Raw genomic sequence first — 21,105 nt, forward strand, 5'->3', positions numbered from 1 at the left:
GGGGTTAACAATGGGGTATCAATCAGATTTTCGTGCTGGCTTATTTAACAATAGAAATATTATTGTGACAGGGGCAGGCAGTGGTCTTGGGCGATGTAATGCGCATGAGTTAGCGTCTTTAGGTGCCCGTGTTTTGTTAGTGGGCCGTAAAATTGAAAAACTTGAAATGGTTCGCGATGAAATTATCGAAGATGGTGGGGTTTGTGACCTTGGCAGCTGTGATATACGTGATGAACAAGCGGTTACAGAACGGGTGGCAACATTCATTAAAAACCATGGGCAAATTTATGGTTTGGTGAATAATGCGGGCGGGCAATTTCCATCGCCATTGGAAAAAATCAGTAAGAACGGTTGGAATGCTGTGGTTAACACGAATTTAACGGGCGGTTTTTTAATGGCGCGTGAAGTTTATAAGCAGTCCATGTCAATTCATGGAGGGGCTATTGTTAATATCGTGGCAGACATGTGGGGCGGTATGCCAGGTATGGGGCATTCAGGGGCTGCACGTGCAGGCATGGCTAATTTTACACAGACAGCTGCTTATGAATGGGGGCATGCAAATGTACGAGTGAATGCGGTGGCTCCAGGCTGGATTATGTCGAGCGGAATGGATACCTATGACGCTGAATTTAAGGAGAGGCTTAAAACACTAAAAGATGCCGTGCCATTAGGCCGTTTAGGTAATGAAGCTGAAATTAGCGCAGCTATTTGTTTCTTGTTAAGCGATTCAGCCAGTTATATCAGTGGCACAACTATTCGAGTGGATGGTGCTGCATCACAGGGTAATACGGCTATTTACCCATTAGCTCAGGTGAAAAATTCAACCCCATTTAATGGTTTTCATCGTCAAATAACAGCGGACGTTTTTAAATAAATTGTTTCAAAAATAATGTTTAAACCATTAAAAAATATAACTATTGTTACAATAGCTTTAAACCTTCCTGGGCCTTTGGCAGCAAAACGTTTTTGCGAGCTAGGCGCAAACGTTGTAAAAGTTGAACCACCTCAAGGCGATCCGTTTGAGCAGTATTGCCCAGAATGGTATGCGCAACTAAATGAGGGGCAGCAACGTGAAGTTATCGATATAAAGTCAACTGAAGGGCGTGCACAATTAAATACATTGCTGTCGTCAGCCACCTTATTATTGACCGCTCAACGGCCTGCGGCATTAGAACGATTAGGGCTCGGTTGGAATGAATTGCACGAAAAATTTCCATTGTTAAACCATCTTGCGGTAGTGGGTTATCCGCCGCCGAATGATAATCACGCTGGTCATGACTTAACGTATCAAGCCGCACTGGGCTTATTGAATCCACCTCATATGCCTAAAACATTAACTGCCGATTTAGCCGGTGCAGAACGGGCTGCATTTGAAGGTTTGGCAATGATAATGGCTACTAGAGAAGGTGCAAAAGCTAGGCAGACTTTAGTCGCCTTGTCGGATGGAGCTGAGTACATGGCTCAACCGTTTAATTATGGTTTAACAAGCGACGGTGGTTTGTTAAGCGGTGCTTTAGCTGAGTATGATTTATACGAAACACTGGATGGTTGGGTTGCTGTGGCAGCTCTTGAGTCACATTTTAAAACTAAATTTAAACAGCAGTTAGCGCTTAAATCATTTAATAAACAAGAAGTTGCGATTAGGTTAAAACAAAAATCATCGAGTGAATGGGTGGCGTGGGCTAATCAGCAAGATATTCCGTTAGTGGCAGTAAAAAAAGATTAAAACGAGCATACTGTGTTTGCTGATTAGTGTGCGATATTTAAAATATTTTGTAGAAAATAATAAATAACTAAGGGGAGAACAACACATGCTAACTATTATCATTTGCTTAAGCTGCATCGCTTTTATGCCGTATGTGGCATCGACTATTGGTGGTTATTATCGCGTATCACAAAAGGGTACGTATGATCTTGTTAACCCTCGTGCGCAAGCTCTGCAATTAGTCGGCGCCGGCGCTCGATCACAATACCTTCAAGCCAACTGCTGGGAGGCATTAATACTTTTCTCTGTAGCGATATTGGCTGTGTTTCTTGCTGGTGCGAATATTGAAACTGTTGGTATGCTCTCGGTTGCTTTTGTGGTTATTCGGTGTGTTTATTTTTTTGCTTATTTAGCGAATATGGCTATGTTACGTTTCACGGCATTTACACTTGGTTTTTTTTGCTGTGCGGGTTTGTTTTATATGGCGGTTAACGCAGCTATTCTTTAGTTACTGTGAGATACCCATCGTTGTGAGTTTTTAAAGTGCTTGACTATGATGCAGGTCATATAAGCGGCAAAGGCATTTGTTATAGGTTTAGCATCTTTATATGATGCTAACTGTATGAATACGTTAAACGAAAATCCTTCGCAAGCAGAAATAAAATTCAATATATTTGTTTTAGGCTTTCGCCCATTTTTCCTTGCAGCCGGTGTGTTTTCAATAGTCAGTATGTCGGCCTGGATGGCGATATATGGTGCTGGGTTACAAATTCCTATGGCTGGTTTGCCTAGCTCGTACTGGCATGCGCATGAAATGTTGTACGGCTATACGATGGCGGTGGTGGCTGGTTTTTTATTAACGGCTATTAAGAACTGGACTGGCCAGCAAACTATTCAGTATACAGCTTTAATAATGCTGTGCTTAATGTGGCTGGGTGCTCGAGCTTGTATGTTGCTTGGGGCGAATTTTTTCATTCCTGCGGCGATGTTAGATTTAGGTTTTAACTTCTGTTTATTGTTGGCCGTGTTAGTGCCTGTTTTTAAGGTGAAACAGTGGCGGCAAGCAGGCATTGTGTTAGTGGTTTTTTTAATGGCGTTGTTCAATACGTTGTTTTATCTTGGCGTGTTTGGGGTCGTTGATGCCGGTACCTATTGGGGTATTTATGGCGCTTTATTTTTGTTGTTAGCGCTAGTGATGATAATGCTGAGACGTGTGATGCCTTTTTTTATTGAAAAAGGTCTCGATGAAACGGTTCAGTTGAAAAACTCCTTGTTTTTGGATAGCGCAAGCATTGTGCTGTTTTTGCTATTTGGGATAAATGAAGTATTTATTCTGGATGTGATGACAAGTAGTTATTTGGCGTTATTGTTATTTATTGTTTCTTCCGCCCGTTTATATAATTGGTATGCAAAGGGCATATGGCGTAAACCGCTTTTATGGGGAATTTATAGCGCTTTTATGGTTATAACCTTGGGCTTTTTATTGTTTGCTTTAGTGCCTTATGTGGATGTAGTAACACGTTCGCTTTCAATTCATGCTTTTACTTTAGGCGGGTTTGGCTTGTTGACGCTTTCTATGATGTCACGTGTTACCTTGGGTCACACAGGAAGAGGGGTTAAGCAACCTTCTTCGTGGATTACGGTGGCGCAATGGTTATTAGTAATGGGGGTTATTAGTCGAGTTGTCGTACCATTGTTTTTTCAGCGTTTTTATCTCGAGTCGGTTTTTATGTCGCAACTGCTTTGGATAATAGGTTTTGCCATTTTCCTTGTTGTTAATGTGCCTTTTTTAACAAAAGCAAGAGCCGATGCTGCTGAAGGTTAAACGTGTCCCTTAGCAGCATGGTTCTTTATAAAAACAATGGATAACACGATTAAGCGAGGTGTTAATCTGCCCATGTTGTGAAGCTGTCCACGTCTTCACGTTGTGTTCGATATTGATTTACAGCTTTATCATTATCGGGGTAACCGACAGATAAGCTACAGATGAAGGAGTATTGATCAGAGACGTTTAAACTCTCACGTACCAGATCAGGGTAATCACTGGTTGAGGCCTGCGGGCAACTTCCTAGACCATGGCCGCGGAGGGCTAACATAACACTTTGTACAAACATCCCCATGTCAAACCATGAACCTTGGGCCATTATTTTATCGATAAAGAAAAATATGCTGACGGGCGCATCAAAAAATCGATAATTAGCCAAGGCTGCCTCGGTTCTTTTTTCCTTGTCTTCACGGCCAATATCTAAGGCTTGGTAGAGATCCATTCCACATTGGAAGCGTCTGCCTTTGAACGGCTCGACCCATTCTTTTGGGTAGTATTGATAATCGGGGTTTGCTTTAACGCCATTTTTGGCGGCGTTTAATAAAGCATCTGAAGTAGTTTGTTTTGTTTTACCTTGGGCAACAACGACTTTCCAAGGTTGTGTGTTGGTACCAGATGGAGCCCAACGCGCAGTATCTAGTACATCATAAATTACTTCTTTCGCTACGGGTTTATCTTGAAAGGCACGTACCGAGATTCGTCCTTTAATTGCTTCTTTTATATCCATGGAATTAAGACCGATTCATTTTAAAAAATATATATTATCAGCTTTGTGAGCGTCTAATAAAATAAAACGGGGTTAAAGGTCGATGTGTCTTTACTCAGTTTTTAGAAAGATTAAAGCTTTCAATTTGTTGTACAATTTAAATTCAAATATCTATTAGATTTTATCGTAGGTCAACTCAATATTATCTTTAAAAGAAACCTAATGATTGTTAGAATGTCCTTTAAAGTAACGAAAATGAAGGTAAAGTAAATGAAAGTTTTAGTGGGTGTTAAACGAGTTGTTGATTACAACGTTCGGATACAGGTTAAGGCCGATGGTTCAGGCGTTGCCACTGATGGCGTTAAAATGAGCATGAATCCGTTTGATGAAATTGCTGTTGAAGAGGCGTTACGTCTCAAAGAATCAGGAACAGCAGAAGAAGTGATCGCTGTAACGATAGGCCCTAAAGTTTGTCAGGAGCAATTAAGAACTGCGCTAGCGATGGGTGCAGACCGTGCAATTCATGTTGAAACAGATGATGAAATTCAACCGTTAACAGGGGCACGTATTTTAAAAGCACTGGCTGATAAAGAGCAGCCTAAGATTGTGTTGTTAGGTAAACAAGCGATTGATGACGATAATAATCAAACAGCTCAAATGCTGGGTGCGTTATCACATTGGCCACAAGCAACATTCGCATCAGAAGTAAAAATTGAGGGTGACACAGCACAAGTGACTCGTGAAATTGATGCTGGGCTTGAAACGTTATCAGTTGATTTGCCAGCTGTTATTAGTGTGGATTTACGATTAAACGAGCCGCGCTATGTCAAACTTCCCGATATTATGAAAGCAAAGCGTAAACCGATTGAAACAGTAACCGTTGAGGAACTAAATGTTGAAGCAGCAGCACCAGTCAAGGTTTTAAAAACATCTGCACCGGCAAAACGCCAAGCAGGTATTAAAGTAGAGTCTGTTGATGAACTGGTTAGCGTATTAAAAGAAAAAGGGTTGGTCTAATGAGCAAAGTACTGGTTATTGCAGAACATAATGGTAGTGAATTAAATGGTTCTACAGCACGTGCTGTAGCTTGCGCAAGTGAACTTGGTTTAGAGGCTGTCGATGTGGCTGTGTTAGCTTCCGATGGACAATCGGTGGCAGAACAAGCGGCTAAGCTAACGGGTGTTGCAACAGTCATTTTGGTTCAAAACGAGGTTAATGAGCACGCTGTGGCAGCATTGCTAGCTCCGCAAATTGAGGTGTTAGCATCAGAGTATAGTCACGTGTTCGCGCCAAGCACAACATTTGGTAAAGATTTAATGCCGCGCGTTGCTGCACACTTGGGTGTGCCGCAAATCAGCGATATTATGCGTGTTGAAAGTGCAACTGTTTTTGATCGCCCAGTTTACGCTGGGAATGCGGTTGTAACGGTTGAAGCACCAGAAGGGTTAGTGGTTGGGACGGTTAGAACGGCATCATATTCAGCAGTCTCAACAGAAGGTTCTGCTGTGATCGAAACACGCGAAGTAGCGGCTAACTTGCCTTCACACACGCGTTATGTAGGCCTTACCACCAGTGGCGGCGGCGATCGCCCTGATCTTCAAGCGGCTACAAAAGTTGTTTCTGGTGGACGTGGTGTTGGTAGCGAAGAAAACTTCAGTGTTATTTATAGTTTGGCTGATAAGTTAGGGGCGGGTGTTGGTGCATCGAGAGCAGCCGTTGACGCGGGCTTTATTCCTAATGATCATCAAGTTGGTCAGACGGGTAAAATTATTGCACCGGAACTTTACATGGCCTTTGGTATCTCAGGCGCTATTCAACACCTAGCGGGTATTAAAGATGCTGGAACTATCGTTGCTGTTAACAAAGATGCGGATGCGCCCATTTTTGAAGTGGCTGACTATGGTTTGGTTGGTGATTTATTTGAAGTGATTGAAGAGCTTGAAAAAGCCTTATAAGTACTTTATAAAATAATGAAGGTGCCAGGGCTACTGATAAGCGCTGGCACCTTTTTTTCGTATTAATGTTAGGGGGTAATATGGAACGTGAGTCAATGGAGTTTGATGTAGTGATCGTTGGTGCTGGGCCTGCTGGCTTATCAGCGGCCTGCAAACTGATGCAGTTAGCGCAAGAAAAAAACCAAGAATTAATGGTTTGTGTTATTGAAAAGGGCTCGGAAGTTGGCGCACATATTCTATCGGGTGCGGTGATTGAACCCACAGCGATGGATGAGCTGTTTCCTGATTGGAAAGAAAAAGGCGCACCATTAAAAACAAAGGTCAAAGGAGATGATGTTTATTATTTAACTGGCCAAGAAAAAGGTATCAAAACCCCTAACTTTTTAATTCCTAAACCGATGCATAATGAAGGTAATTATATTGTTAGCATGGCTAATGTGTGTCGTTGGTTGGCTGAGCAGGCAGAAGGGATGGGTGTTGAAATTTTCCCTGGGTTCACGGCATCAGAGGTTTTATATAATGATGATGGCAGTGTTAAGGGTATTTTAACCGGCGACATGGGCGTTGCTGAAGATGGTTCAGAAAAAGATGGCTACATGCCAGGTATGGAATTGTTGGCTAAACAGACGATTTTTGCTGAAGGCTGCCGCGGTCACCTTGGTAAGCAGTTAATGGAAACCTTTAACCTGCGTGAAAATGTTGACCCCCAGCATTATGGCTTAGGAATTAAAGAAATTTGGACAATTGAGCCGGAAAAACACGAAGAAGGGCTTGTCGTGCACACGGCTGGCTGGCCGCTTGATAACCACACTGAAGGCGGCGGCTTTTTGTACCATATGGAAAATAATCAAGTCGCACTTGGGTTTATCGTTGCATTAAATTATGACAACCCACATTTGAGCCCGTTTGATGAAATGCAACGTTGGAAGCTTAACCCTAAAATTTCTCAGTTCCTTGAAGGTGGAAAACGGATCGCATACGGTGCACGTGCAGTTAACAAAGGAGGAATGCAGTCAGTTCCTAAGCTTAGTTTCCCTGGTGGGCTGTTAGTGGGTTGTGATGCTGGTTTCCTAAATGGTGCAAAAATTAAAGGCAATCATACGGCCATGAAAACCGGAATGTTAGCTGCTGAAGCAATTATGGAGTCGATGTTAGCCGGTGATATTGCAAATAAGGCATTAACCGTAATGGACGATAAATACAAATCATCTTGGGTATTTGATGAGTTGTATAAAACCCGTAATTTCGGCCCAGCGTTACATAAATTTGGTACGTTACTGGGTGGCTCATTTGCTTGGTTAGACCAAAATATTTTTGCAGGGAAGATGCCTTTTACTTGGCATAACACCACATCCGATCATGAAACTTTAAAACAAGCTTCACAGTGCGAGGCGCCAGACTATCCAAAACCTGATGGAAAGCTTACGTTTGATAAATTGTCATCTGTTTTTTTATCTAGCACGAATCATGAAGAAGATCAGCCTTGCCATTTAAAATTAATAGATCCTTCTGTTCCAATTAAACATAATTTGCCGCTGTATGATGAGCCAGCTCAACGTTATTGCCCAGCTGGGGTTTATGAAGTGATTGAAGATGCTGAGGGCCAGCCAACGTTTCAGATTAATGGCCAAAACTGTGTGCATTGCAAGACATGTGATATTAAAGACCCTACACAAAATATCACCTGGGTGACGCCTGAAGGGGGCGGTGGGCCGAACTATGCCAATATGTAGTTATGTTATAATCATTCAATTCAGTTAATCGTAAATTTAGCCATGTCGACAATACCAGCAGCTGCTCCAAAAAATAAAGTGAAGAAAACCAGAGAGAGAATTTTAGATGCTTCAGCAGCTTTGTTTAGTAAGCAAGGTTATAACGGTACAGCATTAAGAGATATAGCCAAGTCATTAGATATGAAGGCGGGTAGTCTTTATTATCATTTTGATTCGAAAGAACAGCTAGTTCTTGAGATTTTAAAGATTGGTCTTGAAAATATAATTAATACCGTGCTTGCTCGTGTTAATGCGTTGCCAGAAGACGCGTCGACTCAAGAGGTCTTGATGGAGGCTGCAAAGGGACATTTAACCGCCTTGCTTGAAAAAGGAGACTATACCTCAACGAGTATTCGTAACTATGGGCAAATGCCAACTGCAGTCCAAGAAGAAGGGCGTGTAGGACGAGATAGGTACGAAAATATTTGGCGAAAATGGCTAGTTGCCGCACAGGAAAAAGGTGACATTAAAGCCGATGTCGATTTAAAAATATTAAGGCTGTCTTTACTAGGCTCACTTAATAGAACACTCGCTTGGTATTCACCTGGTGGTAAAACAATTGATGAAATTGCAGAAATTCAAATTGGTTTTTTCTGGGATGGTATTAAAGGGTCATAGTATTAAAGTGAATAACGTCAGCCAACTGTTAAGTTATTCACTTTAAATTTAGTGGTCGTTATAAATGACTTGTTAATTCTGTCACGCTAGAAAATGAGGCCAAATTTAAAATAGCTTGTTGAATCTCAGTTGCTTTGTTTTTTGAGATTGCCAATTGGCAGTTAAGGAAAAATTTCTTAGCAATATCGTCAGCACTTAACGGCCTATCAAAACAACCTCGGTTTTTATGTTCGCGATGTTTCAGGACGCGCCCATCTTTTAAGGTGATATGTACTTCACCGGAGTAATAGGTTGGGAAACCAGAGTTTGGGTCTACCTGATAAATCACTTTTTTTGCTAATGCTGCAACGACAGGGTCTGCCAAGGGTGTAGGTTCTAGATCTGCTAAAGTAAAATCGTGGCGGACTAAAGCAACAGCAACTAAGTAAGGCACACTAAATTGAGCTTCATATGCACAGGTTGGTGCTTGTTTGTTCTCAAGCGGCTCGCACACTGTTTTAACAACTTCCTCGGGAACTAGTGCTGTAATGCTCTCAATTTGATCGACCGTTAATTGATGCTCTTTCGTTAAGTGTAAAGTAGCATCAATGCAAGCATGGGTGAAATGGCAAGAAGGGTAAGGCTTAACGCCTACATTCATAACCTCCCAAACAGAATTTAAGCCGGCGGTTGCTAAATCATAATCACAACCCGGTTCCAGCCCAATCAAGTGACTGTTGTATAAACCAAAACGCCCTTCATAAGGCAAACTCGGGCCAATATATCCGGCCTTAGCAAAGGTCGCTGCCATAATGCCAGATACGGCAGCCCAGCCTGGGTGATAACGCTTGGTCCATGCGCCATCTTCCAAAAATTCAAAATTACCTGAAGCCATACTTAAGGCAATACCTTGCGCCATCGTCATCTGTTCTACGGGCAGCTTCATTAACATGGCAGCGACAAGGGAACAGGCAAATGCTCCTGCGATTCCGGTGGGGTGATGACCGACTTGGTGAAAGGCTCCTTTTGCAACCATTCCAAGTCGAGCCCCGACTTCCATGCCTGCTATATAGGCGGCTAACATCTCTTCACCGGTTGAATTACATTTTTCAGCAACTGCTAAAACACAGGGCCAAACTGCTGAGGTCATATGCACTACACCTGCGACATGAGTATCATCAAAATCTAGTCCATGTATGAGTAAGCCATTGGCCAGCGCAGCATCTCGGTAGGGCATTTTTTCACCTGTTCCGAGTACAATATGCTCACCGGGCTCCTTAAAGAGACGTAGTGCTTCGAGCCCTTTTTTGCTGAAATCATATTGAGTTGAAGCATAGGCGATACCTGTTCCATCTAGAATTAGTTGTAAGGCATATTGCTGAACATCAAGGGGGACGTTATTGAGATTGAAACCATGAACAAATTGAGACAGTTTAGTTGAGATGGTTTGAGAAGCTTGTTTATTCATTTAGCGTTATCCAATGTGAGTAAATGTTATTTTATTGTGAAAAATAACATAAAAAAGCTTAAATTACTTGCAAAATCTAACGATTGTTAGTATTTTATATGGTTGTGCTTTATGCCCTAAGGGTGAGGAGCAAATTGCCTTGAAGGCATTTTGTTTATTGATGCCGAATTTTTTAATTGGTAGCCACTGCCTATGAAAGCTTAGTAATTTAGGCAAAGTAAAACAATTGAAGACTAGAAACGTGAGGGCGTAAATGAAGAGGTGTGCCTGTTTCTAGTGATCCAAAGCAAGATGATAACTAACAGTAGGTAAGACTAAGACACTAACAAGAGTTAGGCAGACGCACTATTAACCGCCCGGGTGTCTATAATGGCTTCACGAATTAGTTGAAGACTATAAAACGAGAGTTAAGCGGCTATAGATCAACAATAAAACTATCAACCCATACCGTTTAGGGTGTAGATAACCAATCAATAAAACTTATTTAAAAGATAAATTTAATAAACTAAGGCAATAAAGGAGTTATACGTGGATTTAAATTATACCCCCGAGGAAAAAGCCTTCCAGCAGGAAGTGCGTGAATTTATTAAGGAAAATTACCCTAAAGATATACAAGAAAAAGTAGCTAAAGGTATTGCCCTTAAAAAAGAAGACTACGTACGCTGGCAAAAAATTCTGGCGGCTAAAGATGGTTGGGTTGCTCCAGGTTGGCCTGCTGAATATGGTGGCCCAGGTTGGACGCCGGTGCAAAAATATATCTTCGAGGAAGAGTGCGGTGCAGCTAATTGCCTTAGGACAGTAGCTTTTGGTTTAGTGATGTTAGCACCGGTGTTGATGAAATATGGTACGCCTGAACAACGCGATAAATATCTAAATGATATTCTTCATAGTAATGTGTGGTGGTGCCAAGGTTATTCGGAACCTAATGCAGGTTCAGATTTGGCTTCATTGCAAACAAAAGCTGAAAGACAGGGCGACCATTACATTGTCAATGGCTCAAAAACATGGACAACACACGGCCATTACGCCGACATGATGTTTACACTGGTAAGGACCAGCCAAGAAGATCGAAAACAAAAAGGCATTAGCTTTTTATTAATTGATATGAAATCGCCAGGTGTTTCAACCTCGCCGATTATTACGGTTGATGGCATGCATGTGGTTAACCAAGTATTTCTAGAAAACGTGAAAGTGCCGGTAGAGAACCTAGTGGGCGAAGAAGGTGAAGGCTGGACAATTGCTAAATCATTATTGATGCATGAGCGAACATATATTGCGCAAGTACCTCGTTCAAAAAGACAAATTAAACGTCTTAAAGAGCTCGCTTCAAAAGAAAAATATAATGGTAAGCCACTGATTGAAGATGCGATGTTTAAAGCGAAAATATCAGCGGTTGAAATTGAATTAATGGCCTTAGAAATGACTAATATGCGCGTGTTGTCCAAACTTGCATTGGGCGATGCGCCGGGTGCTGAGTCCTCGCTTTTAAAAGTTAAAGGGACAGAGGTTCAACAAGCGATCACTGCTTTATTAATGGAAGCAGTTGGTTATTTTGCCTTGCCTTATGTAAAAGAGTCTATGACCGAAGGTTGGCAAGAAGAACCTATTGGGCCGGAAGAAGCATCAGTACTGACGCCTCACTATTTAGATTGGCGTAAATCATCCATTTATGGTGGATCAAATGAAATCCAAAAGAACATCATGGCGAAGGCCGTGTTGGGCCTTTAAGCAGTAGGAGTAGTTAAATGAATTTAGAATTTACTGAAGAAATGATCATGTTGCAAGATGGGATACATAAGTTCTTGCAAAATGAATATGACTTTGAGACTCGCCAATCACTTAGTCGTACAGGCATTGGTTACAGCGAAGAAAATTGGCAAAATTTTGCTGATATGGGTTTATTGGGCGTGCCATTTGATGAAGAGTTTGGCGGTTTTGGTTTTGGCCAAACAGGTTTGATTGTAATAATGGAGGCGATTGGTAAAGGTCTTGTTGTTGAACCGTATTTAGCCTCTATTGTATTGGGTGGTTTATTGATTCAACGAGCTGCAAATACTGAACAAAAAGAAGCCATTTTACCTGCTCTTATTGCAGGGGAAATGAAACTAGCATTTGCCTATGCTGAGCGTCAATCACGCTATAACTTAACTGACGTTGAATTTAGCGCACAGAAAAAAGCAGCTCAATACTGTTTGTCTGGTGCAAAATCGGTGGTATTTAATGCAGAAACGGCGGATAAAATAATCGTTTCAGCTAGAACCAGTGGTGATAATTTTACGCCAGAAGGGATTTCTTTATTCATTGTTGATAAAGATATAGAGGGCTTAACCTCGCGTGATTATGAAACAGTCGATGGCTTACGTGCTTCTGAATTAACATTTGATAATGTCATGGTAGATGAAAGCGCCCTTGTTGGTGACTTAGATGGTGCATTTTCCGACATTGAATATGTGATTGATGCTGCAACAGCTGCAGTTTGTGCCGAAGGGGTTGGTGTGGTGACTGAGTTGCGTGATAAAACTGTAGAATACCTTAAAACACGTAAACAATTTGATCAGCCCATTGGTAATTTTCAAGTACTTCAGCACCGCTGTGTTGATATGTTTATGACCGAAGAACAACTGCGTTCGTTGTCCTATCTGGCCGCTATCAAGGTGTCAGAAGATGATACGACTGAACGTGTAAAAAGTGTCTCTGCGGCTAAAGTTTATTTGGGAGACGCACGATCAATTGTTGGTGAGCAAGCCGCTCAATTACACGGTGGTATCGGCGTAACCGATGAATTAGATGTTGCACATTATGTAAAACGTTTAACCATGATGAATGCTGTGTTTGGAGACCGTGATTATCATCTACAGCGTTTTAGTCAGGCTTAAAGGACGTATTAATATATGGGGATGTTGACCTTTCCGATAGCCAGCAAACCGGAGTTTGGTCTTCCAATGAAGGTAGAAGAAGGCATTTTCTTACTGAAAATGCCTATTCCCTATGCGTTAGATCATATCAACCTTTGGTTGTTGAGGGATGGGGAAGGCTGGACGATTATTGATTCTGGGTTTTATAGTGAAGAGGCAACCTTACTATGGAATAAGGTATTGGTAGATTTTTGTCATAATGAACCGATTCAGAAAATAATCATTACTCATTTTCACCCTGATCATGTAGGCATGGCTCAATGGTTAGCGCATAAAACAAATGCGCCCGTGCATATGAGTCAAATTGAATTTTTGACTACCCAGATGGCATGTCAAGAGTATTCTAAGCAGCAAAAAGCTAGACGTAGGGAATATTTTGAGCGTTTTGGTTTAGCTCAAGAAGACATTCAACAGCTACAAGATAAAGTCGGCGGTTATGTTACCGGTGTTCCGGAGGCACCTACCTCATATCAGCGTTTGGTTGATGGGCAGTCACTGTTGATTAATGGCGAGCAATGGCATTTATTACAATTTAATGGCCACAGCCCCGGGCATATTTGTCTGCATAATAAGCAACGAGACCTTCTTGTCTCCGGAGATCAAATATTGCCTAATATTTCGCCGAATGTCAGTGTTAATTTCTATGAAAGTGATGCAGATCCACTGGCTGATTATTTATCCAGTTTAGACACCTTGGCAACCTTAGGTGCCGATACGGTGGTATTGCCATCACACGGTCGAATTTTTAAGGGCATTAAGGAACGTGCAACAATGCTTAAAGAAGGGCATCGTAAATCATTAGATCAAATTTTAGCATTTTGCCAACAAGCTCGGTCAGGGTTGGAGGTATTGCATATGCTCTATGGCAAACGATTAAGTCTATTCAATTTATCGTTGGCAACGGGTGAAGCGATGGCGCATTTAAATTATTTAATTGGAACAGGTGAGGTGACACGTAGTGGCGACCTGGTTTATCAATACAAAACAAATTAAACAGAGAATTGATGATGAGCACTTATGTGAAGTATAGCAGTATGTCGGAAGGTGATGATTTTCTCGACCCAGTACCATTTTTTGAGGTGACAGCGGAGCGTGTGGATAAATACATTGAATCGACACAGGATGAAACACCTCAGCTAAGAGAAGAGGATCAACAAGGGCGCCGTATTGCACCACCCATGTTGGCGGCGGTATATGTGATTGAAGCACTACGAACACGCGTAGGCCCACCGGGCGGAATTCATGCAAAACAACAATTTAAATTTCATCGGCCTGCCTATATTGGTGAAACGCTCTATACCTCGGCAAAGGTACTTAAGTTGTATGAAAGGAAAGGGCGTAACTATGTTGAAATGACAACGCAAACGCACAACCAAGAAGGAGAATTAGTGACCAGCGGAATGATTACACGGATCTGGGGGAAAGAGGCATGAGCGAACTAAAATCTTATGAAGGGTATTGTGTCGGTGCTTCGATAGGTGAATTGACTCAAGCTGTCGATCAAAGCATGATTGATGCTTATGCTGACGCGTCAGGCGATATCAATCCTTTACATATTGACCCTGAGTTTGCGAAAACCACTTTTTTTGGTCGGACGATTGCTCATGGTTTATTGACACTTGCATTTGTTTCTCGAGTTTTATCAGCTTGGAACTGGCAAGGATGGGCTTATGGTGGTGAATTGAATGTGTCATTTTTAGGCCCCGTTTACCCCGGTGATACTGTGTGCGTATCAGGTGATATTGAACAGATAGAGAAAAGAGAAGATGGCGTGTATGCTCGATGCCAACTGGCATGTTTCTGTGGTGAAAGAACCGTTTTAAAAGGCTTTGTCATTAGCAAAATATCAAAATAAGGATACAGGCAATCGATTAACTATTTAGCGGTAAAAAGGGGGTATGTATGGCAAAGCACTTAACACCTGAAACGAAAATATCGACCACAAATGAGCAACAGATTTTGGTTCGAAACAAAGATCTGGTCAATGAGTTGATGGGGCATGTTAGTTTTACCGAAATGTTCTTTTTACATTTGATGCAACGCATGCCTAGTAAGGGGGAAATAGCTATTTTCGATGCTGTTTTGGTCACCTTAATGGAGCATGGCTTAACGCCCAGTGCGATAGCCACTCGATTGACAATAATGGCAGCCCCAGAATCGGTTCAAGGTGCTATATCGGCAGGTTTACAAGGAATTGGTAGTGGATTAGTGGGCACAATGGAGGGCATGGCTAAGAATTTACAAGATATTATCACCGCAGAAGAAGGGTTAGAGGCCAGTTGTTTACGCATTGTGAACGGCTTCAAAGCAACACGCCAAGCAATCCCCGGGTTTGGTCACCCCTTTCACAAACCAGATGACCCGCGAACGCCGCGACTCTTTGAAATAGCTCGTCAAGCAGGTGTAGAGGGGCATTATATAGATATTGTTACTACACTATCTAAAACGGTTGATCAGGTATACGGCAAGCACTTAACCATTAATGCAACCGGTGCGATAGCGGTCGTGTTATCAGAAATTGGTGTGCCATGGGATGTGATGCGTGGTATAGCAGTAGTGACTCGCAGTGCTGGTCTGCTAGGCCATATAAGTGAAGAAAGGGAACACCCCATTGCACCATTTATTTACTCGCACATTGAAGACACAGTGCCGTATACCGGCAAACGTACATTAGATGACTAGGTTGATTACCTAATAATGGTTAATACGATTTAGCTAAACCTAATACGCGTTCTGCAATATAACATAAGGCAAGCTGAGGACTGACAGGGGCAATTCTTGGTATCATTGATTCACGAAGATAGCGTTCAACGTGATATTCTTTTGCGTAGCCAAAACCACCGTGAGTCATAACGGCTGTTTCACAAGCATGAAAACCTGCTTCTCCAGCCAAATATTTAGCTGCATTAGCCGCTGCACCACAGGGTTGATTATTATCATATTGCCAAGCAGCCGACATGGCCATCAGCCAAGCAGCTTCTAACTCAGACCAGCACACAGCTAATGGGTGTTGTATGCCTTGGTTTTGGCCAATGGGGCGATTAAAAACATTACGTTCTTTAGCGTAATCGGTTGCTTTTTTTAGCGCAACCCTTCCAAGGCCTATGGCTTCTCCTGCAATTAAAATACGTTCAGGGTTCATCCCATGAAGAATGTATTCAAAGCCTTTTCCTTCTTCGCCAATACGGTCTTCAAGCGGTATTTCTAGGCCATCAATAAATAATTCATTTGAATCAACCGCTTTGCGCCCCATTTTTTCAATTTCATGAACGCTAATTTTATTACGGTCGAAGTCGGTATAAAAAAGGCTTAAACCATGCGTAGGTTTTTTAACGTCTTCTAAAGGAGTTGTTCGTGCTAATAATAAGATTTTATCAGCCACTTGCGCAGTGGAAATCCATACTTTTTGCCCATTAACAATATAACGGTCGTCTTTACGGATAGCCAAGGTTTTAAGCTGCGTCGTATTCAATCCGGTGTTCGGTTCAGTAACAGCAAAACAAGCCTTTTCGCGACCTTCAGCCATGGGTCGTAGCATGCGATTTTTTTGCTCCTCGGTACCATACACGACAACGGGGTTTAAGCCAAAAATATTAATGTGAACGGCTGATGCGCCAGACATACCCGCTCCTGATTCAGCAATGGTACTCGCCATAATGGCAGCTTCGGTAATACCTAAACCTGAACCACCATAAGCTTCAGGAATACAAATTCCCATCCAGCCACCTTCTGCCATTGCTTGGTAAAAGTCATGCGGAAAACCACCTTGCTGATCGCGCTTTAACCAATAATCATCAGTAAATGGCTCGCAGACTTTTTTTATAGCGTCCCGAATGGCGTCTTGTTCATCAGTGTATGAGAAGTTCATGATCCATTATCTATTAAATAATTCCTGCTTCTAAGCTGGCAGCCATAAAAAGCCCGAGCTCCTCTGCCTGGTTTATAAACTCTTCTTTAAAATCACCACGACAAATAAGCGGTTGTTGAACAACTTTCCATCGTAGGCCGGTTAAAATAGATTCAATCGCTCGTTTTGTGCCAGTGCCATCATTGCCTGCACGAATAAGGACTGCACAGGGCATGGCTTCTGTCTTATCCATGCACGGATAATAGTTACGATCAAAAAAATCCTTTAAGCCACCACTCATATAACCTAAGTTTTCTGGGGTAGCTAAAATTAATGCATCTGCATTGATTACATCTTCTGCTTTTGCTTCTAGCGCGGGTATAAAAATAGCTTCGACGCCGTTTACCTCATCACTATTTGCACCCTTTAAGACGGCATTTATCATCCGTTTTATATTCGGCGAGGGTGCATGAGCAATAATAGCTAAGCGTTTCATTTTATATAAAAAAACAATTATTTATCAGTTATTTGCGTGGTTTTTCTAATGTTATTTGCATTTCTTTAAAGCGCTCTATTTCTTCTGGGCTGTAGCCGGCATCCGTTAATATTTCGGTATTGTTTTCACCATATTGGGGAGGGCGGCATTTAAATTTCCCCGGTGTTCGCGACAGTTTTATAGGAATGCCTGTGCCTCTGTACTCGCCCGACTCTATGACCATTTCTCTTGCTTTAGTTTGCGGGTGCTGTAAAGCATCTTCAACCGTTTGTACTGCGCCAGCAGGGATACCTTTGCTCATTAATTCTGCAGTCATCGCTTTGCCATCGCGGTCAGCCAGTAAATCTTCAAGAATAACGCGCAACTCAGCTTTATTTTTGGCGCGGTTAGCATTAATCGTAAACCGTGGGTCTTGTGCTATTTCAGGGTGACCTAATTCTTTACATAAGCCAGCAAACTGACGATCATTACCAATCCCTAGAAACAACATCCCATTAGCGGTAGGGAAGAGGTCATAAGGTGTGATATTTGGATGCGCGCTACCTAGGCGTTTTTGTGGTTTACCATCTAAAAACCAGTTGGCGGCATGCGGGTGAATTAAGCTCACCGCTGTATCATATAAACTGACTTCTATCGATTGGCCTAGCCCAGAAGTTTCTCGCTCATATAAGGCTAATAATATCGCAATAACTGCATTCATGCCGGTGGTCAAGTCAACGATAGGCACACCAATTCGAACAGGTGGGCGATCAGCGTCACCGTTAATACTCATTAAGCCGGATGTGGCTTGAGCAACGGCGTCATAACCAGGGAAACCAGCGTAGGGACCATTACTGCCAAAACCAGTTACACGGCAATGAATTAAGCGAGGGAATTTCTTTTGTAATACATCAGTAAAGCCTATACCCCATTTTTCGAGTGTGCCAACCTTAAAATTTTCAACAAGAACATCTGCTGTTTCAAGTAAGCGGAATAGAATTTGGTGTGCTTCAGGCTGACGCATATCTAAGGCAATGCCTTTTTTATTACGATTAACCCCATCGTAATAGGCACTTCCACGTTCATGATAAGGAGGGCCCCAGCCGCGGGTTTCATCACCTGCGGGAGGTTCAACTTTTAGAATTTCTGCGCCATGGTCGCCTAAAATTTGAGTACATAAGGGGCCGCCTAAAACGCGTGATAAATCAACGACTTTTATGCCGTTTAAAGAAGGGTTACTCATACTATAAAACTGCCTCTGTTCCTAGAATTGTTGTTACCTGACTGGATAGTACACCACCATTGCCGTTAACCAGAGCAACTTCTGGGTTATCAACTTGTCGTGCGCCACACCCACCACGTAGTTGTTGAATGGCTTCAATAAGAATGAAGATGCCGTACATACCTGGGTGGACACATGATAGACCGCCACCATTGGTGTTAACTGGTAGGCTACCGCCGGGTGCAATATTACCATTTTCGACAAAAGCACCACCTTCACCTTTAGCGCAGAAACCTAAGTCTTCAAGGAAAAGGATAGTGTTAATGGTGAACGCATCATAAAGCTCAACTACATCAACATCGTCTTTTGTTAAACTGGCCATTGCAAACGCACGCTTTCCAGCGTCTACGGCAGCGGTGGTTGTTAAGTCCGGCATTTGAGTGATTTGACGATGCCAGTGAGCGGTACCAGTGCCTAATACATAAACGGGTTTATTCGGAAAATCTTTTGCCCGTTCACTCGATACCATAATAACAGCACCACCACCATCGGTTACTAAGCAGCAATCTAGTAAGGAAAGAGGGTCGCTAATCATGCGTGAATTAAGCACATCGTCGCGAGTAAGTTCATCGCGAGCGAAGGCTGCCGGGTTTAATTGCGCCCATTGACGAGCTGCAACAGCTACATCAGCCATTTGTTCACGCGTTGTACCGTATTGATGCATATGACGAGCCGCAGCGAGTGCGTAGGAGCTTATTGGATAACGGGGTTTATAAGGTGCTTCATAAATTTGTTGTTCAGACATGGTGGCCAATTTGCCACCGGCTGTGCGTTGATTACTGCCATAACAAATTAAAGCAACATCGCATTGGCCTGTTTTAATGGCCATAGCAGCATTTAGTGTATGCGCTACAAATGATGAACCACCCACCATACTGCTGTCAGAAAAACGCGGTTTGATGCCTAAGTACTCTGCTGTACTCAATGCCGGCATAAAATGATAAGACGAACCGGTGAAAATACCGTCTACATCGGATAGTTTTAAGCCAGCGTCATCTAACGCGTTATGCGTAGCCTCGGCTAGGATATCTAATGGCATTCTCCCATGAGCTTCGCCGCAACCGGCCAAACCAACGCCAACAACCGCAGATGAACCTCTTAATTCATGTGACATCTTTTAAACTCCCTGTGCTGGTACGAAGACAATAAAAGAACTGTCTTCATCATTTTTGATAACGGCGCTGACTTGATCACCAATTTTTACATCTAATGGGTCAACACCTTCAACGCGGCTCATCAGGCGAGGGCCTTCTTCTAATGTGACGTGACATACATTGTAATTACCGCCGCGTTCGGGCTTACGTCGAACGGTTGTTGTTGAATAAACTTCACCTTTTCCGCTGACCGCTGTCCATTCAAGGTTAAAACTACCGCAATGAGGACAAACGACTCGAGGGAAGAAATGAAATTCTTGGCAGTCTTGACATTTTGGTAAGGAAAAAACACCTTTTTTTAAAAAATCATCGTAGATTTGATCAGGGCCTGGGCCGCTAAATCGCTCATTTTTGGTGCTCATTTATATTAACTCCTGTACAGGTTTTGTTGAGGCTAAATAGTCTTTTTATAAACCTGAAATTCTAACAATTGTTATGTTGTTTATCCAGTGAATTAATACAAATGGACGCGAGAATAATGATAGCTTGAGTGGTTACCAGTGAATATTAACAGGACGAGTTAAAGCTTTTCTTAATAACCACGCAGACAATAAAGAATTGATAAAAACTCTTTATGCAACGAATAAAAAAGTACCTAGGGATGCTGACAATAAAAATCGTTAGGTGACTTGGCAAGAGAAAAAAACGGATGTCAGTCGTTATGCTTGGGGTTTTTTATACAGGGCTTATATTCGGGCTCCTATTGCTTGTTCATGAACTTAGTTGAAATTATGGCGACAAAAGCTTGGGCTTTAAATTAGTCTAAGAAAAATAATAGACTTTGTTATTCTTATGATTCGCGGTATCTAGAAAAACAACAACTCGTTAGTTATTAATTGAAGCGCTTATATAAAGGGTGTTATGAAAAAAATATCAATACAAGAAAAAATGAGACCCAATGGATGTTTTGGTTGTGGGCAAGATAACCCTTATGGTTTGCAAATTGAAAGTCATTGGGAAGGTGACGAAGTAGTTTGCCAATGGACGCCTAAGGAATACATGATTGGGCCGCCAAATTATTTGTATGGCGGAATTTCTGCCAGTTTAATTGATTGTCACTCAGTCAATACAGCCTTGTCGTATGCTCATAAAAAGGTCGGAAATGATGATAAATACGACCGAAGCATTCAGATGGTGACCGGCTCAATGAACCTTCGCTATATAAAACCAGTTCCGATGAGGGAAGTTGAATTACGTGCCACAGTGGAAAAGGTTGAGGGTAGAAAATATTTTATTAAAACAGAGTTACAAAGTGATGGCATAACCTGTGTCAGAGGCGATGTAGTAGCGATTCAACTTAAAGCAGCACAGTGACTCTTAGTTTGTTCGGTTTATAAGATTAGAAGACCAATAAAGGCCCCAGTTTTTGCTGAGGCCTTTATTGGTTTATAACGTTTTAACTAC

22 protein-coding genes are annotated in these 21,105 nt (G+C 42.1%); 15 read left to right on the forward strand and 7 right to left on the reverse strand.

Annotated elements, in window-relative coordinates; translation table 11 throughout:
• The first annotated feature begins 10 nt into the window (after positions 1-10).
• The 4 genes from CPC19_RS06595 (at position 11) to CPC19_RS06610 (ending at position 3,530) form a co-directional block, all read left to right on the forward strand.
• Complete coding sequence (locus CPC19_RS06595) at positions 11-874, forward strand: SDR family oxidoreductase (RefSeq protein WP_016390211.1); 864 nt, start codon at positions 11-13, stop codon at positions 872-874.
• A 15-nt stretch (positions 875-889) separates the two neighbouring features.
• The gene (locus tag CPC19_RS06600; RefSeq protein ID WP_016390212.1) at positions 890-1,726 is read left to right on the forward strand and encodes a CoA transferase; all 837 of its coding nucleotides are present in this window, start codon (positions 890-892) and stop codon (positions 1,724-1,726) included.
• 85 nt (positions 1,727-1,811) lie between these two features.
• Positions 1,812-2,213 (forward strand): MAPEG family protein, encoded by a 402-nt coding sequence (locus CPC19_RS06605; protein WP_016390213.1) that lies wholly within the window; start codon positions 1,812-1,814, stop codon positions 2,211-2,213.
• 114 nt (positions 2,214-2,327) lie between these two features.
• On the forward strand, positions 2,328-3,530 hold the full coding sequence (locus tag CPC19_RS06610) for an NnrS family protein (protein ID WP_016390214.1): 1,203 nt from the start codon (positions 2,328-2,330) through the stop codon (positions 3,528-3,530).
• Between the two features lie 61 nt (positions 3,531-3,591).
• Here the strand turns inward: CPC19_RS06610 and CPC19_RS06615 are convergent, their stop codons facing one another.
• A complete protein-coding gene (locus CPC19_RS06615) occupies positions 3,592-4,257 on the reverse strand; it encodes a nitroreductase (RefSeq protein WP_016390215.1) in 666 nt (221 codons plus the stop codon).
• Positions 4,258-4,506: 249 nt separating this feature from the next.
• Between CPC19_RS06615 and CPC19_RS06620 the strand changes: the two genes are divergently transcribed.
• From CPC19_RS06620 to CPC19_RS06635, 4 genes are all read left to right on the forward strand, one after another.
• Positions 4,507-5,253 (forward strand): electron transfer flavoprotein subunit beta/FixA family protein, encoded by a 747-nt coding sequence (locus tag CPC19_RS06620; RefSeq protein WP_016390216.1) that lies wholly within the window; start codon positions 4,507-4,509, stop codon positions 5,251-5,253.
• A complete protein-coding gene (locus tag CPC19_RS06625) occupies positions 5,253-6,191 on the forward strand; it encodes an electron transfer flavoprotein subunit alpha/FixB family protein (RefSeq protein ID WP_015006003.1) in 939 nt (312 codons plus the stop codon). The genes CPC19_RS06620 and CPC19_RS06625 overlap by 1 nt, the downstream gene beginning before the upstream one ends.
• 80 nt (positions 6,192-6,271) lie before the next feature.
• The gene (locus tag CPC19_RS06630) at positions 6,272-7,924 is read left to right on the forward strand and encodes an electron transfer flavoprotein-ubiquinone oxidoreductase (protein ID WP_015006002.1); all 1,653 of its coding nucleotides are present in this window, start codon (positions 6,272-6,274) and stop codon (positions 7,922-7,924) included.
• Between the two features lie 42 nt (positions 7,925-7,966).
• Complete coding sequence (locus CPC19_RS06635; protein ID WP_015006001.1) at positions 7,967-8,581, forward strand: TetR/AcrR family transcriptional regulator; 615 nt, start codon at positions 7,967-7,969, stop codon at positions 8,579-8,581.
• A 58-nt stretch (positions 8,582-8,639) separates the two neighbouring features.
• Here the strand turns inward: CPC19_RS06635 and CPC19_RS06640 are convergent, their stop codons facing one another.
• Complete coding sequence (locus CPC19_RS06640; protein ID WP_016390217.1) at positions 8,640-10,028, reverse strand: MmgE/PrpD family protein; 1,389 nt, start codon at positions 10,026-10,028, stop codon at positions 8,640-8,642.
• Between the two features lie 528 nt (positions 10,029-10,556).
• On the opposite strand from CPC19_RS06640, the gene CPC19_RS06645 reads away from it, so the two are divergent.
• Genes CPC19_RS06645 through CPC19_RS06670 form a run of 6 tightly spaced genes read left to right on the forward strand, consistent with a single transcriptional unit; the run spans position 10,557 to position 15,625 of the window.
• Positions 10,557-11,756 (forward strand): acyl-CoA dehydrogenase family protein, encoded by a 1,200-nt coding sequence (locus tag CPC19_RS06645; RefSeq protein WP_015005999.1) that lies wholly within the window; start codon positions 10,557-10,559, stop codon positions 11,754-11,756.
• A gap of 17 nt (positions 11,757-11,773) precedes the next feature.
• Positions 11,774-12,904, forward strand: a complete 1,131-nt coding sequence (locus CPC19_RS06650; protein ID WP_015005998.1) for an acyl-CoA dehydrogenase family protein — start codon at positions 11,774-11,776, stop codon at positions 12,902-12,904.
• A gap of 15 nt (positions 12,905-12,919) precedes the next feature.
• Positions 12,920-13,936, forward strand: a complete 1,017-nt coding sequence (locus CPC19_RS06655) for an MBL fold metallo-hydrolase (protein WP_015005997.1) — start codon at positions 12,920-12,922, stop codon at positions 13,934-13,936.
• Between the two features lie 11 nt (positions 13,937-13,947).
• A complete protein-coding gene (locus CPC19_RS06660; RefSeq protein ID WP_035850548.1) occupies positions 13,948-14,376 on the forward strand; it encodes a MaoC family dehydratase in 429 nt (142 codons plus the stop codon).
• Positions 14,373-14,798, forward strand: a complete 426-nt coding sequence (locus CPC19_RS06665) for a MaoC family dehydratase (protein WP_016390219.1) — start codon at positions 14,373-14,375, stop codon at positions 14,796-14,798. The genes CPC19_RS06660 and CPC19_RS06665 overlap by 4 nt, the downstream gene beginning before the upstream one ends.
• Positions 14,799-14,845: 47 nt before the next feature.
• Positions 14,846-15,625 (forward strand): citryl-CoA lyase, encoded by a 780-nt coding sequence (locus tag CPC19_RS06670; protein WP_015005994.1) that lies wholly within the window; start codon positions 14,846-14,848, stop codon positions 15,623-15,625.
• A 19-nt stretch (positions 15,626-15,644) separates the two neighbouring features.
• Here CPC19_RS06670 and CPC19_RS06675 read toward each other — a convergent pair whose 3' ends face one another.
• The 5 genes from CPC19_RS06675 to CPC19_RS06695 are packed head-to-tail and all read right to left on the reverse strand — an operon-like array spanning position 15,645 to position 20,063.
• Positions 15,645-16,811, reverse strand: coding sequence for an acyl-CoA dehydrogenase family protein (locus tag CPC19_RS06675; protein WP_015005993.1), 1,167 nt, complete (start codon positions 16,809-16,811; stop codon positions 15,645-15,647).
• A gap of 13 nt (positions 16,812-16,824) precedes the next feature.
• On the reverse strand, positions 16,825-17,286 hold the full coding sequence (locus CPC19_RS06680; protein WP_016390220.1) for a flavodoxin family protein: 462 nt from the start codon (positions 17,284-17,286) through the stop codon (positions 16,825-16,827).
• Between the two features lie 28 nt (positions 17,287-17,314).
• Positions 17,315-18,508, reverse strand: a complete 1,194-nt coding sequence (locus CPC19_RS06685) for a CaiB/BaiF CoA-transferase family protein (protein ID WP_015005991.1) — start codon at positions 18,506-18,508, stop codon at positions 17,315-17,317.
• A gap of 1 nt (position 18,509) precedes the next feature.
• Positions 18,510-19,661, reverse strand: coding sequence for a thiolase (locus CPC19_RS06690; protein WP_016390221.1), 1,152 nt, complete (start codon positions 19,659-19,661; stop codon positions 18,510-18,512).
• A gap of 3 nt (positions 19,662-19,664) precedes the next feature.
• A complete protein-coding gene (locus CPC19_RS06695) occupies positions 19,665-20,063 on the reverse strand; it encodes a Zn-ribbon domain-containing OB-fold protein (RefSeq protein ID WP_015005989.1) in 399 nt (132 codons plus the stop codon).
• Between the two features lie 499 nt (positions 20,064-20,562).
• Here CPC19_RS06695 and CPC19_RS06700 point away from each other — a divergent pair, with 499 nt between their 5' ends.
• The gene (locus tag CPC19_RS06700; RefSeq protein WP_015005988.1) at positions 20,563-21,015 is read left to right on the forward strand and encodes a PaaI family thioesterase; all 453 of its coding nucleotides are present in this window, start codon (positions 20,563-20,565) and stop codon (positions 21,013-21,015) included.
• Positions 21,016-21,105 lie beyond the last annotated feature (90 nt).

It is taken from the genome of Cycloclasticus sp. PY97N (genome assembly GCF_002443175.1).
Lineage (GTDB): Bacteria > Pseudomonadota > Gammaproteobacteria > Methylococcales > Cycloclasticaceae > Cycloclasticus > Cycloclasticus pugetii.